The 17,152-nt window shown below is 60.7% G+C and carries 11 protein-coding genes, 1 pseudogene and 1 other annotated feature; of the genes and pseudogenes, 5 read left to right on the top strand and 7 right to left on the bottom strand.

Features of this window, described 5'->3' with window-relative positions:
* Positions 1-6: 6 nt before the first annotated feature.
* Both HHL26_RS19110 and nhaA read right to left on the bottom strand, forming a co-directional pair.
* A complete protein-coding gene (locus HHL26_RS19110; protein WP_169576433.1) occupies positions 7-1,305 on the bottom strand; it encodes a chloride channel protein in 1,299 nt (432 codons plus the stop codon).
* Entirely contained in the window at positions 1,298-2,500 is a 1,203-nt protein-coding gene (gene nhaA, locus HHL26_RS19105; protein WP_169576520.1) for a Na+/H+ antiporter NhaA, read from the bottom strand. Before nhaA ends, HHL26_RS19110 begins: the two co-directional genes overlap by 8 nt.
* 149 nt (positions 2,501-2,649) lie before the next feature.
* Between nhaA and HHL26_RS19100 the strand changes: the two genes are divergently transcribed.
* Positions 2,650-4,212, top strand: a complete 1,563-nt coding sequence (locus tag HHL26_RS19100) for a DUF389 domain-containing protein (RefSeq protein WP_169576432.1) — start codon at positions 2,650-2,652, stop codon at positions 4,210-4,212.
* A 52-nt stretch (positions 4,213-4,264) separates the two neighbouring features.
* Here the strand turns inward: HHL26_RS19100 and HHL26_RS19095 are convergent, their stop codons facing one another.
* The 5 genes from HHL26_RS19095 to HHL26_RS19075 form a co-directional block, all read right to left on the bottom strand.
* Positions 4,265-5,761: a SulP family inorganic anion transporter gene (locus tag HHL26_RS19095; protein ID WP_169576430.1), complete on the bottom strand. Its 1,497-nt coding sequence runs from the start codon at positions 5,759-5,761 to the stop codon at positions 4,265-4,267.
* A 61-nt stretch (positions 5,762-5,822) separates the two neighbouring features.
* Positions 5,823-5,878: a sequence feature (sul1 is cis-regulatory element that is thought to sense ions involved in sulfur or methionine metabolism; They are found in Alphaproteobacteria), on the bottom strand.
* 118 nt (positions 5,879-5,996) lie between these two features.
* Positions 5,997-6,461 (bottom strand): hypothetical protein, encoded by a 465-nt coding sequence (locus HHL26_RS19090; protein ID WP_169576428.1) that lies wholly within the window; start codon positions 6,459-6,461, stop codon positions 5,997-5,999.
* Positions 6,462-6,472: 11 nt separating this feature from the next.
* Positions 6,473-7,771: a mechanosensitive ion channel domain-containing protein gene (locus tag HHL26_RS19085; RefSeq protein ID WP_240962503.1), complete on the bottom strand. Its 1,299-nt coding sequence runs from the start codon at positions 7,769-7,771 to the stop codon at positions 6,473-6,475.
* 69 nt (positions 7,772-7,840) lie between these two features.
* The gene (locus HHL26_RS19080) at positions 7,841-11,026 is read right to left on the bottom strand and encodes a transglycosylase domain-containing protein (RefSeq protein WP_169576426.1); all 3,186 of its coding nucleotides are present in this window, start codon (positions 11,024-11,026) and stop codon (positions 7,841-7,843) included.
* Between the two features lie 220 nt (positions 11,027-11,246).
* Complete coding sequence (locus HHL26_RS19075) at positions 11,247-13,277, bottom strand: lytic transglycosylase domain-containing protein (RefSeq protein WP_169576423.1); 2,031 nt, start codon at positions 13,275-13,277, stop codon at positions 11,247-11,249.
* A 186-nt stretch (positions 13,278-13,463) separates the two neighbouring features.
* On the opposite strand from HHL26_RS19075, the pseudogene HHL26_RS24535 reads away from it, so the two are divergent.
* The 4 genes and pseudogenes from HHL26_RS24535 to rodA all read left to right on the top strand — a co-directional run.
* A pseudogene (locus HHL26_RS24535) lies at positions 13,464-13,844 on the top strand (DUF4118 domain-containing protein); the annotation flags it as partial.
* A gap of 33 nt (positions 13,845-13,877) precedes the next feature.
* Positions 13,878-14,738, top strand: coding sequence for a histidine kinase dimerization/phospho-acceptor domain-containing protein (locus HHL26_RS24625; RefSeq protein ID WP_337960594.1), 861 nt, complete (start codon positions 13,878-13,880; stop codon positions 14,736-14,738).
* Between the two features lie 278 nt (positions 14,739-15,016).
* Positions 15,017-15,238 (top strand): hypothetical protein, encoded by a 222-nt coding sequence (locus HHL26_RS19065; RefSeq protein WP_169576420.1) that lies wholly within the window; start codon positions 15,017-15,019, stop codon positions 15,236-15,238.
* Between the two features lie 140 nt (positions 15,239-15,378).
* Entirely contained in the window at positions 15,379-16,500 is a 1,122-nt protein-coding gene (gene rodA / locus HHL26_RS19060; RefSeq protein WP_169576418.1) for a rod shape-determining protein RodA, read from the top strand.
* Positions 16,501-17,152 lie beyond the last annotated feature (652 nt).

Raw genomic sequence — 17,152 nt, 5'->3', positions numbered from 1 at the left:
TCCCGATCAGATCGATTTTGTTCCGCCTGAATCCATGAAGCGCAGCGACATCTGATGATAAAGCCGCTTGCGGCAGACAAAGGGAGCCACAAAATCGGCTACCAGCGCGGACGCCAGAAGCGGCATCATGAGCCCCCGGCTTGCGGTTGTTTCTGAAATGATGATGACAGCCGTCAGCGGCGCACGCACCACGCCCGTGAAATATGCCACCATCCCAAGGAGGACGATCGCTCCGGGCGGATAGGTTGGAAAGATGCTTCGAAGCACATCTCCAACGCCTGCGCCGACCGAGAGCGAAGGCGCGAAGATGCCGCCGGGAAGCCCCGATACCGCCGTTGCCAACGTCGTCAGCAGCTTGGCCGCGCCGAACCAGATTGGAACGTCCGATCCGGTGATGATCGCATGCGCCGTGGAATAACCCGTGCCCCAGGTCAGACCCGTCAAGACGCCGGTTACCGCGACGATGCCGCCGCAACATGTGGCGAACATGAGGGGCCGCCTCCTCATCCAGGCCATCGGCCGCCAGGCTGTGCTTCCTACCGCGAGCAAGGCGCGAGAGAAAAACGAACCGAGCAGCCCCCCCAGCACGCCTGCAATCGGCGCAGCCACCAATGCCTCACGGACACTCAGCGTCTGCTGCATGGCACCGAAATAGACATAATCCCCAGCAAGACCCAGGCTGACCATGCCGGCGATCAGCACGGCCGCCATCACCAACAGGGTCATCCGCTGCTCATAGGCGGCGGCCAGTTCCTCGATCGCGAAGGCCACACCCGCCAACGGCGTGTTGAACGCAGCCGCGACGCCTGCCGCGCCACCGGCGATATAGACCGAGGCCCGAACCGGGATTGCAAGGAAACGGTGCGCGTATCCCATGATGGAAGCTGCAATCTGCACGGTAGGGCCTTCCCGGCCGACCGACGCGCCCAGCAGCAAAGTGCAGATCGTGAGAATGAATTTGGCCATCGCGGTCCGCGCGGAAACCAGCCGATCCATGCCTCGCTCCGGATTGCGGGTCGCGGCGATCGTCTGGGGTATGCCGGATCCGGTGGCGGCCGGCGCAAACCGTCTCGTCGCCCAGACCAGCCCGGCAAAGCCCGCTGGCGTAATGAGCAGCGGCGCCCACCACCAGCGCGCCACGATTGACAGGAAGACATGATTGGCCTCGTCGGCCAGGTGCGCGAATGTCAGCGCGACGAGGCCAATCAATATCGCCCCACCCAGGAAGGCGGCCCGCCTGCGCCAGACCGTCGGCCTCAGGCCGTATAGGCGCAGGCGGGCGCGGAGGCGCAGAGAATTACGCATCGTCGGCGCTCCCCTCGCCGCGAGGCAATCGTGGAGCAAGCCGCAGAAGCAGATAGCCCGCAACCGCAGAAAGCACTGATCCACCCAAAACCCCGATCTTGACCTCGTCGGATAGGAGCGGATCGCTGAACGCAAGGCCGCCGATGAAAAGGCTCATCGTGAAGCCGATGCCGCAGATGAGCGCGAGACCATAGACCTGAAGCCAGGTCGCGCCTGCCGGACGGTCTGCGATCCCTGCGGCTACCGCGCCCCGGATACTGGCGAATATCCCGACCTGCTTGCCCAGAAACAATCCGGCGCCGATGCCGAGTGGGAGCGGCCCAGTGATCTGTTCCATGCCGACACCGGCGAGCGATACGCCAGCATTGGCGAATCCGAACAGGGGCACGATCGCAAATGCAACCCAGGGATGCAGACCATGTTCGAGACGATGGAGGGGGGATTCTGCATCGTCCGGAGCGCCCGGCGACGTGCGGATGGGAATGGCCAGCGCGGCCAGAACACCGGCTATCGTGGCATGGACCCCGGATAAAAATACCGCGAGCCAAAGGGCGGCGGCCAGCACCAAATAGGGCCAAAGCTTCTTCACGCCCGACCGGTTGAGGATCAGCATCGCGCTGAACAAAAGCGCAGCGATCAGCAGCGCAAGACCGCTGATCCCCTTGGTGTAGGCCAGCGCAATAATGAGAACCGCGCCCATATCGTCGACGATGGCGACGGTGGTCAGCAGCAGCTTGAGCGATGTTGGGGCGCGCTTGCCCAGCAGGGCAAGCACGCCGATGGCAAAGGCGATGTCGGTCGCGGCCGGGATCGCCCATCCGTTGGCGAGTCCCGGCGTGCGACCGGCAACCAGCAAATATGTAACGGCGGGAACAACCATTCCTGCCATCGCCGCGATCACGGGCAACCAACGGTCGCTCCATTTCGAGAGTCGCCCATCTATGAACTCTCGCTTTATCTCCAGCCCCACAAGCAGGAAGAACAGCGCCATCAACGCGTCATTGATCCAGTGGAGCAACGACAGCGGACCCAGATGGAGGTGCAGGACCTCAAAATAGACGTTGGCCCATGGGCTGTTCGCGACAATCATCGCAAGCAGCGCCGCAAGGATCAGAAGGATACCCCCCGCCGCCTCGGTCCTGAGAAAATCGCGCAGCGCCGAGCGTGGGCGGTTGAAAGTATCGAGAGTCAGCATGGGAAAGCCGATAACGGCCCTTGCCATGCCATGTCCAAGAAAACCGGGTCATTTCGCAAGAAAAATCGCAGATTTAGGCCTGAAGCTGGTTTTGGGCTCAAGGGATGGTATAGCGATCGGGTGCGGGAAACGGTGCGCAAGGGGAATATATGACAGCGCAATTGCAAGGTTTCGCACAATTTGCCGATGAGCGGCTGGAAAGAGTGGCCCTCTATCGCTGGTGGCGCAGTGCCGTCGTCGGACGGGTCGACCATGAACATGTGCTGGAACGGATTTTCGGCGATAGCGGCTGGTCCCCGCGCTATGCCTTCATGACGATGATGTCGGCCGGGATCGCGGTTCTCGGCCTGCTCCTCTCGTCCCCGGCAGTAGTGATCGGGGCGATGCTGATCTCGCCTTTGATGAGCCCCATATTGGGGTTGGGCTTCAGCCTGGCGCTGTTCGACTTTGGGGAGATGCGCCGGGCGCTGGTCGCGCTCGCCATCGGCAGCGTCGCGGCGGTGCTGTTCACGGCGCTGATCGTCGCGCTTTCTCCGCTTCAGGCCCCGACCGCCGAAATCATCGCGCGCACCCGGCCCAACCTTTTCGATCTGGCCGTCGCCCTGTTCGCGGCCCTGGCGGGAACCTTCGCGATCATCCGCGGCCGTGGCGACACCATCGTCGGCGTTGCTATTGCAACCGCCCTGATGCCGCCATTGGCGGTGGTCGGATACGGCCTTGCCACCTGGAACATGCCGGTCCTGGGGGGCGCCTTCGCGCTGTTCGTGACCAACTTCGTGACAATTGCCCTGTCTGCCAATGTGATGGCGCGCTATTATGGTTTCGGCCACCATCTCTCCAGCCAACAGAGCTGGACGCAGACCTTCATCCTGCTGTTCGTCTTTGCAGCCATGGCTGTCCCGCTCGGCATTTCGCTCAAGCGCATAGCAACCGAAGCGGTAACGACCAATCAGGCCCGCTCCTATCTTTCGGATCGCTTCGGTTCGAACTCCCGCATCACACAGCTTGACCTGGACTTTGACGCCCATCCGCTTCTGGTGCGGGCCGTGGTGATTAGCCCACGCAATCAGGCGAGGAACAACGATGCTCTACAGGCCGAGCTGGAGCAGCGTCTTGGGCGACCGATCCGGCTTCGCCTGGATCGGGTTCTGCTGGAACCGGGCGCGGGGGCCATCGACGCCCAGCGCGAAGAAATGCGCCAGGCCAGCGAAGCAGCGGCGCTGGAATCCAACCGCGTCAACATGGTCGTCCAGTCGCTGGCCCTGTCGGCGGGGGTCTCGACCGATCAGGTAACCGTAGACCGCGATCACCATCGGGCCAGCGTAGCCGCAGCACCGCTGCCCGGCGCGACGCTTGCGACCTATCGAGCGCTTGAGGCGCGCGCGTCGGGGCAGGTCGAAGGTTGGCAGTTGGCGATCATCCCGCCGCAGGCCGACTTGCCGATAATATCCTTTGCGGACAACAGCGACACGCTCGACAGCATCGCCCGGCAAGCGGTGCTGACCTCGGCCTGGGCGGCGCGGCGGTGGAACATTCAGGCGCTCGCTGTTCCCGCTCTGCCCGAAGCGGCTTCAGAAAGCCCTAATCTTGCGCAACGGCGGGCATTGGCGATTGCGGAGCTGTTGCGGGTAAATGGCGTCAAGGCCGTATCCCGCGCTCCTGCCGGACAGGCATTTCGTCTGTTCCCATCCCGCACAGAAAGCCTTCCTTAACGTCCATGCGGACTCTTGCGATGCCGCTGCAAGCAGGACACCGGCACGACATTCAATGTGGCGCCGCTCCCATTTCCACGCCCGTCTTGTCGTGGAGGGCAAAGCGGTCGATGATGTCCGCACTGGCCCGGTTATAGCCGATAATATCGACCTCTTTACCCTCCCGACGCAGCCGCAGAACGATCTTGTCGAGTGCCGCTACGGCAGAAATGTCCCAGAAATGCGCGGCGGATACGTCGATGGTCACATGGCGAGCCGACCCTTCGGGTTGGAAGGCCCGCGAAAAGCGGTCGACGGAGGCAAAGAAGATTTGTCCAGTGACCCTGTAAACGGCTTGATGACCATCGTCTGACAGGCTGCGCCCAACGGCGAACATCCGTTGGACCTTGCCCACGAAAAAGATGCCCGACAGCAACACGCCGCTCACGACGCCCAGGGACAGATCGCGCGTCGCGACCACGACCACCACTGTCACCAGCATGACCACGGAAGAGGTCGGCGGATGCCGCAGCAAGTTCGGAATCGAATTCCAGCTGAAGGTGCCGATCGACACCATGATCATGACGGCGGCCAGGGCGGGCATCGGCACGCGGCCGACCCATGGTCCCAGCAGGGCGAGCAGAATGAGCAGGACCGCGCCCGCCACAAATGTCGACAGCCTGCCCCGGCCCCCGGACGCCACGTTGATGACCGACTGGCCGATCATGGCGCAGCCACCCATGCCGCCGAACAGGGCAGCGGCGATGTTCGCGCCACCCTGACCGATGCATTCGTGCTTCTTGTCGCTGTCCGTATGCGTCATGTCGTCCACGATCTGCGCGGTCAGCAGCGATTCCAGCAGGCCGACCGCCGCCATGGTGACGGAGTAGGGCAGGATGATACGCAGCGTTTCCAGGCTGAATGGAACCTGCGGGAGCGCAAAGCTCGGCAATCCCTGCGGCAGCCTGCCCATGTCGCTTACGGTGTGAACGTCGATACCGAAGCCTATGCTGATCGCCGTCAGAGCCAATATGGCGACCAGGGGGGATGGTATGGTCTTCGTCAGACGCGGAAAAAGATAGATGATCGCAAGCCCGGCAGCGACCATCGCATAGGTCTGCCAGCCGACATGGGTGATTTGTGGCAACTGGGCCATGAAGATGAGGATCGCCAGCGCATTGACGAACCCCGTGATGACCGACCGGGACACAAATTGCATCAACAGGTCCAGCCGCAGCAGTCCGGCCATCGCCTGGATCACGCCCATCAATATGGTCGCGGCGAACAGATAGGGGAGCCCATGGTCTTTCACCAGCGGCCCGACCAGCACGGCGACGGCCGCCGTCGCGGCGGAGATCATACCGGGCCGTCCGCCGATCAGGGCAATGACCATGGCGATAACGACCGACGCGTACAGGCCGACGCGGGGATCAACTCCGGCGATGATGGAAAAGCCGATGGCTTCCGGTATCAGCGCGAGCGCGACCACAATCCCGGCAAGGACGTCGGCGCGCGCGGTGTTTGCGTCCGCGAACCATTGGCGCCGGTAAGAGGCAAATCTGTCAATCATCTCAAAATCCACAACAAGGCACATGGCGCCACCAGGACGCTTCCCGTCTATTCATGTGTGATGTTGTCCGGCGGATCGGCGGCCGGAATAGCCACCCGGAATTTCACCGGGTCCTTACGAATGGGCCGCTGGTAGCCAAAGTGCCTGCCGCATTGCAAGGACTTGGAACATGGCATGTCGCGCGAGTAACGCTACCTCTCCCCCTCTTGACCGCTACGGGCATGTGAAACCGTCCTCAGTCGCCCGAGAATGTAACGATGATGATATTGTGATCCCCTTCCCTGGCGATGGCGATCGACGCTTTCCGGCCCTTTCCGATAGCGGACATCATCCCGGTCCCGCCAGACTGAAATTCAGACGTCTTGCGTAGCCCTGCCGCCGTGAAGTGTCCCCGGTAGAATTCGAAGATCGCTGCCGCGTCATCCTTTGTGGCCAGCCGCACTTCATGCGTCACGTCGCTACCCGCATTTGCGTTGATGGCGACCTTGATCGTCGAGCCGGGATATTGGGGAGCAAATGCGGGCATGCTGACTTCGCTCGGCACCGGCGTTTCATTTGCGACATTCGTATCTGGCTCCGTTGGCAATGCCATCATATCGTCGCTCGAATTGTCAGCCGGAAGCGATGCCAGATCATCCTTTCGTTCGACAGAATCACATGCTGAAAGCGCGGCCAGGCCGAGCAGGATGAAGAAACGCATTTCCAATCTCCTCACTTCGCCATTTCTGCCGACGCCATCGATCGAATATGGACGTCGCGCTGGGGAAACGGGATTTCAATGCCCTTTTCGGAAAATAGCCGCCAGACGCGGTTCAAAATGTCGGACCGCACATTGCCGACCCCCAGTTCGGGGTCGCCGATCCAAGCCAGAATCTCATGATCCACTGAACTATCGCCAAAGCCCTTCAGCCAAACCGAGGGCTTGGGATCGTCCAGTACGCGCGTCGCCTCAGATGCCGCTTCGATCATCAGCTTCTGGGCCAATGCAAGGTCGCTGCCATAGCCGACGCCCACGGGTATGTGAATACGGACATTGCGATCCGAATAGGACCAGTTCTCGACCGCTTCGGTCATCAGTTGCTCATTGGGGATGAGATGCTCCTTGCCGTCGCGCGTCACCACCGAGACGGCACGCACCCCGATTTTGCCGACGGCGCCGAATGTATCGCCCACGACGATGACGTCGCCCGGCTTGACGGACCGATCCATAAGCAGGATCAGGCCCGCAATCAGGTTGCCGAAGGTCTTTTGCAGGCCGAAGCCTACAGCCAGACCGACCGCCCCGGAAAAGACGGTCAGTGCCGTCAGGTCGAGGCCCAGCAAGTCAATTCCAAGCAGCACCGCGACCACGATGACGCCGATGCCGGCCAACTTCTGGACGAGGAGTTGCTGCGCCGCGTCCAGCCCGCTGGCCCGGCCGATCAGATGATGCAAAACCTGATTGGCCAGGCGAGCCGCTGCATAGAGGATTGCCACGATGATAAGGGAATTGATGGCGGTCAGGAGCGAGAAACGGTGCTTGCCCACGGAAAATCCCACATCGCTCATTCCCTGTAGGAGAGGCGCCAGACCGCCCAGTGTGCCGATGGTCGCCACCAATAGGGCGAATGTTCCCAGAGCCATCGCCGCGAGCCAGCGCAGACCGCCGGCGCGCGCAAGGCGAAATGCCAGCAGCGCCGCCGCCAGGCCGATGCCCAGCGCCGCCAGCAGGTCGCCCAGCGGACTCAGTGCTACGAGCTTGAAGGACAGGAGCAGCAACAGGATAACGGCAGCGTTACGGACGACCACCGACATGGCTTCGGCATATTTCGAAGCAAATCGGCCCTCAATCTGTGCCAGACGCGCGGCGAGGGGCGGCCCGGCCATTCGTCCCGCTGCCCAGCCGATCGCCCAAGCCCCGGAAATCAGCCCCACGGCGACGATCAGCGATGCAAGGTCGGGCGTCTGAACTGCGCCCGGCCCCAGGCGTTGGCTCCATTCATGCCAGTCCATCACAATGTCTCCAGTCATGTGGTTCCACCCCTGCTCTGCGGCCTGTCGATGGGCGGACCGGACAAGGGCAAGAGAGGTGGCCAAGGGTCAATCGAAGGTCATCAGCAAGGATGGAGACCGGAAAAAGCCCGGTAGCGCGGTATCAGGCAGATGGGGCCGGGCAAGTGCAGCCGACCAGTCGAAATCGGCGGTCTTTTCCGTCTCTGCCCGGACGCTGTTCGCAGATGGTCGGATCACCTGCTCTGTCACGGGCGCCAGAAGTTTGAACAATTGCGCCGGTAAGGCGCTGGTGAACCGGTAATGGGAAGCAGCGCTACCCTCCACGAACGCGGTCACAGTACCGAAATAGCGATCGCCGATGAAGAAGGCGAAAGTGGCTGTGCGCGACCGCGCCTCCGACCCGACGAGCCGGTGTCCCGGCCCATATCTTTGCTCGCGATTGTCGCCCGTCCCTGTCTTGCCGCCGATCGTGATCGGTTTGCCATCCGGCCCGACGACAGCTTCATAGGCGCGCCTCGCCGTGCCATTTTCCACCACATCTATGAGGCCGCGACGGACTGCTGCGGCAATCTCCGGGCGAAGCACCCGTTCGCCTTTTTCGGGTTTTGCCGTCACGATCGTTTCATAGGGCGTGCCTTCCGCGAAATGCAGCCTTTCGATCAGTCTGGGCGCCAGCCGATAGCCACCACTGGCAATGATGCCCATCAGTTCGGCCAGCGCGTCGGGACGATCTCCCGACGTGCCGATCGCGGTCGCATAGGAGGGAATGAGGGCCTCGAAAGGATAACCGACCCGCTGCCAGTCTTTATGGATCGGGATGAAGGCCTGCTGCTCGAGCATGGTTCTGATCCGGCGGTTCTGGGCGGCGAAACGGTTGGGCTTGAGCAGCCAGCGGTAGGACTCCTGTCGCACGTCAGCGCCCGCAGCGACTATATCCCGCCAGGAAGCGCCGGGGTGCGAATAGAGGTAACCGGCCAGCCAGAGTTCGAGCGGATGAATATCGGCGATATAGGATCGGTCGGCGAGATCGAGACGGTCGGGCGCATAGGTCTCATACAGATCGCGCATCCCATCATCATTCATCGGGGGATGTGTCGCCCACCGATGAATGAAGGCGGAAAATTGATCGATATCCCCTTGGGGTAGCACCGTGCGGAAAGCCGCAGCCAGCCGTGGCCGAAGGAATTTGGCACCCTCCGCCACATGGTCGAGGATCGCCGCCTGGTTCAGATCGCGATAGGCGGGAAGGAAGCGGGCGAGATATTGGCGGCCCTCCATGTCGATGAAACGGCGCAGATATTCGCGCCGGGCGGGATGATCGGGGTTTTCGAGTATCCCCTCCGTGCCGGGGATGCGGGCGATATGATAGTCCACGATATCGCGCATCATGCGGATGAAGACGAGATTGACGCTCTGCTGGAGCGCATGGGACACGGTCATCATGCCCCCATCACGCCGACTGAAATTGGCGAAGCGGTGCATCCCTCCCGCCGTAAAGAAGCGCTCGCCGGTCCCCGCGGAATATTCCTTCTCCATCGCCGCGTCTATGATGGCCGCAAGCCCCCCGCCTCCCCTTTTGAGAATATCACCCTTTTCGAGAAGCTCCCCGGCTACCCAGGCAGTCAATGCATCTCCCCTTTCGGTCAGGCGGGTCAGTTGTTCGGTCGACTGTCCTCTCAGCTTGCCATGCAGATCGGCGATGATGTCGAGATAGGTGATGAGGGTGCGAACCTTCGCAGTGGAACCCAATTCCAGCTTCGTTCCGGCATTTACGTCCAGCGGACCGTCAAGGCTGTCCGTGCGGATGCGGACGTGGGTGGCGTCAGGACCGCGCTCATAAAGAGTGAAGCTGTAATTGACCTGGGCGGGCGCATCTCCTCCTAGCATGCGCGGACCGATCAGACCCAGTTCCGACAGCCGCCCGGGCTGCTTCAGGCTTCGTAGTAGCGCCGTCGCCTCTCCCTGGGCCTTTTTGTCGATTGCTGTGTCGACAGTGAGATCCAGGCGGTGGAGATCATAGAAGCTTGGCGTTTCGATCAGCTTCCCAAGATCCACTCTCAATGCATTTGCTGCCTTGGCGATGGAGTCAGGCAGAGGCGCCGGAGCGGGGGGCGACTTATTGAACCGAAGCCGCGCAGCAACCGCAGCATCGCCAAGTTCGGGCTGGATCACGCCTTCAGAAGCCATCAGGCGCAGATAGCTCTCCGTGAGCGCCTCCAGTTCGGCCCGCCCCTTCCCCAGATAATAAGCGGGGCGGCGCTGGGCGATCACAAGGCTCAACACCTGCTTGAGAGCAAGTCCCTTCCGACCCCAGTCGGACATCGACCGGACTGGCGTGCGAAGCTCCCTGTTTACGCTGGCGAAATCGGCTCCATACCAGAGTTGAAGCCCATCGCCGAGGCCGGTGACCTCACCATGTCCCGGAAAGCCGGCCAGCGGAATCAGATTAAGCGCGTCGACCACCGTCTGCTTGCGGAACGCGATCGTATTGAGACCTGAATTATAGGCGCGCAGGGAAGCAGACGTCATCTGACGCAGCTTTTCTATAGCACCGGTCGTCCGTCCCTCGGGCGAGTGACGCAGCTTTTCCATCTGCGTGGCAATCGTGCTGCCGCCTGGGCTGCGCTCGCCATCGGCGCGAGCGCCAAAACTTACCAGCGCGAGACCCAGCCGGTCCCATTCGACGGCCGGATTGCGGCGAGGATGACGCAGATTCAGCAGTTCGCGATTTTCAACGAAAAGGAGGCTACGCACGGCAAGGTCGGGCACCTCCGCATAGGACGCATAGACATGAGTTGGATCGCGATAGGAAAAGATGGGCCGACCTTTGTCGCCGACCAGCGTCAGGCCCGCAGAAGCCTTCTCACGATAGGGTGGAAATCCGCCGAGATTTTGGAATGCTCGCAGCGTGGGTGACGTCCGCGCCTGCTTTTCGATCGCATATCCTTTGCGCGTCAGGCTTTCTATATAATCCGGCAATCGCGCATAGCCCAGTCGCCGGTCGAAGGGGCCGTGACCAGGAAAGACGATGTTGTCGTTCGCGCCATCGCCCAGACTGAAATGCATCCGCCCGGCCAAGTGGGAAAAAAGCTGAGACTGGATATAGGAGGTTCGCATCTCCAGAACGGCGAGCAGCAAGAAAGCTACCGCTCCTATAAACGCGACTTTCAGCCAACGACGGTTCCACCATCGACGACCCATGAACGCGCCCAGGTCGGTTGTCCGCCGCGCCACGCCAGCCTTGATCTTCTCGGTTCCTGGAAATGCCGTCATCGCCCTCCTCACCTCAAGGCGACGCCGCAGCTTCACATCTCTGCCATCGACAACAAACCGGAAACCGCACCCGCCGTAACGCAATTGCACATGATAAGAACGCACAGAACCGAAATTCGTTTCATCGCAAATTTAATTCACTTCGTCGCTCAATGTGCAGGCCGAAGCCCTTTTGCAACCTGATATGGACCCAATAATCCATCGATGATGGCCGGCAGCCTCAGCCCGGTGTCTGTTTGCCGAGATATTTGGACAGCGGCGTCGTCGTCCCCCGGAAGCGGGCGCGTTCCGGGTTCATCGCTTCATAGACCACCGCATTTTCCAGCACGCGCTGGACATAATTTTTCGTCTCGTAGATCGGGATCTGCTCGATCCAGCGCAGCATGTCGGCGCCCGGCATACGGGGGTCCCCATTGGCCTTGATCCAGCGGTTAACATTGCCCGGCCCGGCATTATAGGCCGCCACCGCCAGCGGGTAGCTGCCGCCATAATAGTTGAGCATCCGTTGGAAGTAGGACGAGCCCAGCATGATGTTGTAATTGGGATCGTTGAGAGCACTGGGGTCATAGCTCATCCCCATCTTTCCGGCCTGTTCGCGCGCCGTGCCGGGCATCAGCTGCATCAGGCCGCGCGCGCCCGCATGGCTGACGATCTGCCGGTCGAACTGGCTTTCCTGCCGGGCGATGGCGTGGACCATGGTCCAGTTAGCTTGCGCTTCGGACGGGACGGGCACGCGGGGGAAGGCGCTGGTCCCATAGCCGGTCAGGCCGCTGGAGACAGCGCGCCGCCCGACCATCACGCCCATGTCGGGGCGGCCGATGCTCTGCGCCAGTTCGACGGCGAGATAATGGTCGGCGTCGCTGTCGGCATTATTGGCGATGGCGCGGGCGAATTTGCTCTGATCCTCCCAATAGCCCATTTCGCCCAGCGCTTTCACGGCTCGGACGACCGAGCGGTTGGCGAAGGCGGTCCGCTCAGCCGCGGAGATTTCCACCGGGCGCTCCACCACTGCGGGAGCAGGGATCGGGCGGCCCAGCCGTTCGAGCGCAAGCTGGCCATAATATTGGTCTGGGAAGACGGCGGCACGGGCAAAATAGCTGTTCGCGCTGGCGGCGTCCCCTGCTGCAAGCGCAGCGCGACCTGCCCAGTAAAAGCCTTTCGACTGGGTCTGCGGAGATTTCGCGGCTTCCGCATAACGACGGAACATTTCCATCGCGTCGAGCGGCTTGTTCAGATTGTAGAAGGCCGTCGATCCTGCCAGCCAGGCGAGGCTGGTATAATCGTCGCGCTCTCCGATCGGCCTTATTCTCACGTCGGTTCCCGCCGGATACGCATCGTCCAGCTTGCTGGCGATGCTGTAGGCGAAGCTCCACTGGCTGTCGTTCGCGGCGGCGCGGGCCTGGGTCAGCAGCGTCTCATACCATTTTTCCGCGTCGCCAGGCCGGAAGGTCAGTGCCGGGCGGTTGGCGAGATATTGGCGCCCCGCTATCCAGTTGCCGGTATTGAGCAGCCAGCTTGCCTTGTCCGCGACAAAGCCCGCGTCGCTGGCGCCGACCGCTTCGGCCAGTTGCATCTTCATCGCAGCGTCGGGCGCCTTCTGGCGGAAGGCGATGCGCGCTTCATAGATGGGGCGGCGGGGTGGCGAGACAAAGCTAAGCATCCGCTGCGCCCCCACCGTGTCGCCCTTCCACAGCAGCATGTCGGCGCGCAGATCATGTTCGACCAAGGTCCAGCCCGAGCCGAAGAGCGAGAACAGCCGCGCTTCATCGTCGGACGTGAGTATGCCGCCGATCCAGGCGTTGCGCGCGGCGACCCGCGCCTCGCCCATGCGGTTCTGCTGCATCAATGCCAGCGCATAGCGCGCGTTGCCGGTTGCGGTCCGCGGCGGGAAGCGGGTGAAGAAGGCGATGACTTGCCCCGGATCATAGCTGTTGGGGTTGATCCCCGTTTCCGCCAGCCGCCGCATCCGGTCCTCGCCGGGCCAGCCGGGGTTGGCCATGATGAAGCTCATATAGGTGGACGGGCCGAGCGCATCGCTCTGTTGCAGGGCGCGCCACTGGCTGATCGTGCCGGAGATGCTGGAATCGCTCGCCACACCGATTCGGCTTTGTGCCTGCCGCCATGGGCTCGGCTCGGTCGAGTGCGGAACCGGCTGTACCACAGCGCCTGGAGGATAGGTTGCAGCGGGAGTGGGAACCGACGCTTCGCTCTGCGCGCTGGCCGCGACCATCATGAGCAGAATAGGGATCATTGTTGCAGGCACCATCAACGACATTCAAAAGCGCAGGAATTGCAGCGCAGCAGATTGCATTTCACTCATGTTACACAGGATCGGCATAGGAGGTTACTATAGCTTTTCTATGGTTCCGGAGCCTTTGCATCAGCGCGTATAAAATCCGTATGTGCGGATTTAGCCCAGAGCGGCTATCGTGCGGCCATGCCACGGTCTGGGTCCGGAAATTTATACGCGCATTGGCACCCTTCCCCGCACTGGATGGATGGCATCAAGCCCAGAATTTTCAGCCTCGGCCTGTTTATGGCCAGCACGGCCGGTGTCTATATCGCCCAGGGAGCTGGGAAGCGCGTCAGCGCCGCGCTGATCTATGTCGTCGGCGTGACCTTTATCGGTTCATTCGCGGGCCTGCGGAGCGGCCTTGCCGCCGCCATCGCCGCTTCCGCCATATATAATTTCTTTCTGAGTGAGCCGGTCCTGCAATTTGGCGCGACATCATTTGACGAATTGACGCCTCTGATCGCCTTCAACGCCACAGCCATATTGTCCGGCGTCCTTGCCGGCCGCCTGAAAGATCGCGCAGCAGCGGCGGAAGAAGCCCAGACACGCATTCATCTGATGCTGACTGTGAGCAACAGGCTTCAAAATGCCTTGCAGCTCGAAGAAGTTGCAGACGCGCTTCGCGATATCGGGACGGCTTGGCTGGACGAAAGCGAGTTCTTCGATCGGGACGGGAACCCCATCGGCACCGAACACCTTCCTGCCCGCTTCGGCCAAATCGCTCGAGAGACATTGCAGAGCGGCATGCCTCGATATGAACGGGATGGGCATGTCGCCTATTTGCTTTTGACCGCGATCGGACCCGGAGGAGTCATCGTGTTCGACAATGAGCCGCAGGCTGTCCGTAAAGCGCCGGTCGACATCGAAGCACTGGTCAATCTGATGAGCCTGGCAGCCGAATGCTGCCTGCTTCTTCAGCAGCAGGCGCGTATCGAGGCGGTCCGACGGTCGGAAGTGTTCAAGACGGCTGTGCTTTCCTCCCTGTCGCACGACATGCGCACGCCGCTGGCGGCGATTGCCGCTTCGGCTTCCAGTCTGGCGTCGTTTTCCGACGAGCTTGATCGGCAGACACATCGGCAATTGCTCCGCACCATCGAGGAGCAATGCCAACGTCTCGATCGATACACCGCCAATCTTCTGGATCTTGGTCGACTGGAAGCGGGGATCGCCGCCGACCAGCAAACGAAAGTGGATGCCATCGATCGACATTGTGATGAACGGGGAACGCGGGAATATAACATCGCCTTGGGTGACCGTCGGGCAAATGCGGCGAAAAATTATCTCGCCTCGATCGGGGTGGACTCCTCGCGAATCTCGACCATCAGCTATGGCAAGGAAAAGCCAGCGGCGCTGGGATCGGATGAGAACGCATGGGCGCAGAACCGTCGGGCGGTGACCGTCACTGTGCAAAACCGATAAGTCTGACCGGCATCTTCTCGCACGGCTTCACTATATAGGATTTATATATATGGACCGACTGCCAGTCCAACTCTAGAACGCAAGTGCTATGCCTCTCATTCCCTTGGAGAGGCATCAGTGACGCAACCACGGCGGAGGTTTTCTATTCAAGCCCATAGCGCCGCCGCCGTGGCCCATTTGTTGGATTGCACATTCGGAAAACATCTCGCGGTGAACGGCACATCAGCTCTAGCTCGCCCGACCGGGATGAGAGAAAGCGATGATGGAGAGATGGTTTGATGCATAACTGGATGGAATCGCCGACCATAACGTCAATCCGCCCCAAGCTCGTCCAAGAACTTTCCGCGGGATTCGGGGAACTGGATTGCCAGACAGCGAGCGTTGAAACGCGGCGCCAGCTTTATGCCGCGCTCGTGCAAGAGGCCATCTTGATTGCGCGAACGCGTTTTCCGGAAAATGAGTATCTGGATCAAGTCTTGATGCATCCCGTGAACGCATGACAATCGGCGGACTTGTTCGGATCGCCATAGTACGGCTTACCAACGCACATTGAGTTGAGCGCCGCCACACCCATACCGTTTGAAGCCCCTGCTCCTCCGGTTATTCAAGAATCCGGACCAAAAATGATCCAGATGAACAAATGAGTCTAATTCCCGACAGCCTTCGTCGCCTTCCATGGGACATGCTGATTGTCCTGTTCGCAATCACAGCTTTTGGCCTGGCCACCCTTTATTCGGCTGCAGGAGCCGATGTCTCACCATGGGCGCTGAATCAGGGCATACGCTTCATCGCCATATTCGGCTTGATGTGCGTTGTTTCACTGGTTCCCGTATCAACGTGGATGAAAATCGCATATCCCTTCTATGCCATTACACTGGGCCTGCTGCTTGTCGTGGAGTTGTTCGGCAAGATCGGCATGGGCGCGCAGAGATGGATTGATCTCGGCATCATAAGGCTACAGCCATCGGAATTCATGAAGATCGCCGTAGTCCTGACATTGGCACGTTTTTACCATCGGACACCTCCAATGTTCACAAGCAGTCCTGCCATTGTATTAGCAGGGGCAGCGATTGTGGGCGTCCCGGCAGGCTTGGTCATGTTGCAACCCGACCTGGGCACTGCCATGATGATAACCTTTGCCGGTGTGTGCCTTATGTTCCTCGCGGGAACGGCATGGCGCTATTTTATTGGCGGGGGCGCGGCGGTACTCGTCATGGCGCCTGTGGGTTGGGCCATGTTGCATGACTATCAAAAGAACCGCATTCTCATTTTTCTCGACCCGGACAGCGATCCGTTGGGAACGGGATACCACATCAGCCAGTCAAAAATTGCTATTGGATCAGGTGGCTTTTGGGGGAAGGGCTTCTTGAGCGGCACCCAAAGCCACCTGGAATACCTCCCGGAAACGCACACCGACTTCATATTCGCTACCATGATGGAAGAGTGGGGCATGATCGGAGGAATCTTCATCGCCCTCACCTATGGCTATCTTATCCGGTGGGGCTCTCGGCTTGGCAACAACAGCCGATTTCGTTTCACGCAATTGACCGCGTTGGGACTGTCTTTCACCCTTTTCCTATATGTGGGAATTAATCTTTCCATGGTAATGGGGCTCGCACCTGTGGTCGGGATTCCGCTTCCGCTCATGTCCTACGGCGGTTCGGCAATGTTAACCGTCCTGCTCCTTCTAGGGATATTGATGGCATTCCATCGCGACGAGCAACGCTCAGCAGGTTTGGGCAAAGATTGGCTGCATAACTAACCTGCTGACTTCGGTCGTCGCGAAACCGAACACGGCCGACTTCGCATCTCTGCACTCGATCAAGGACGCTAATGTTTGCAGTGAAGAATGTCCGCTTACATCAATTTACAATCTGGAACCGGTCAGTCTGCATAGGTGATGGGTTTCGGGCGCCGCCAGGCGTACGAAAGCCTGACATGGACGACCCGCAAGGGCTTGGCGAAGGCCTATGAGGATTTCGCTTTTCGCCCGGCCCTGGGGAGCCATTGGTCGGTTATGAAGCCGGCGACATCCAATGCAGACGAGCAATATTGCTGCCGGCTTCGATACTTGTTTCGGTGAGAGCCCCCTGCGAATAGCGTCGACAAGAGCACGGGATTGGGAAGCGGCACAAGGGCGCCTCTGACCCGGGGCATGGTACCAACGAGCATTGTTGCCGCCATGCCGGGTCATGGCGCGACCTCCCGGGTCGGTACTGCAGAGAAGGGCGGCGGCCGGGGCTGGCTGATCACCCGGTTCATCGATGACGCTCCGAATTTCTCTACATGCCGATTCCGATGAAGCCGCCCCTCGTTTCCGAGATGATTGCGCCCCTTTGTTCCGAGATGATGTCGCCCCCGGAGACAGGGCCGTGCTGGCTACGTCTGTTGTTGTTTCGTTCGCGGCGGTCGTC

The organism is Sphingobium sp. TB-6, from assembly GCF_012927365.1.
GTDB lineage: Bacteria > Pseudomonadota > Alphaproteobacteria > Sphingomonadales > Sphingomonadaceae > Sphingobium.
This window is presented reverse-complemented; position numbering and strand designations above follow the sequence as displayed.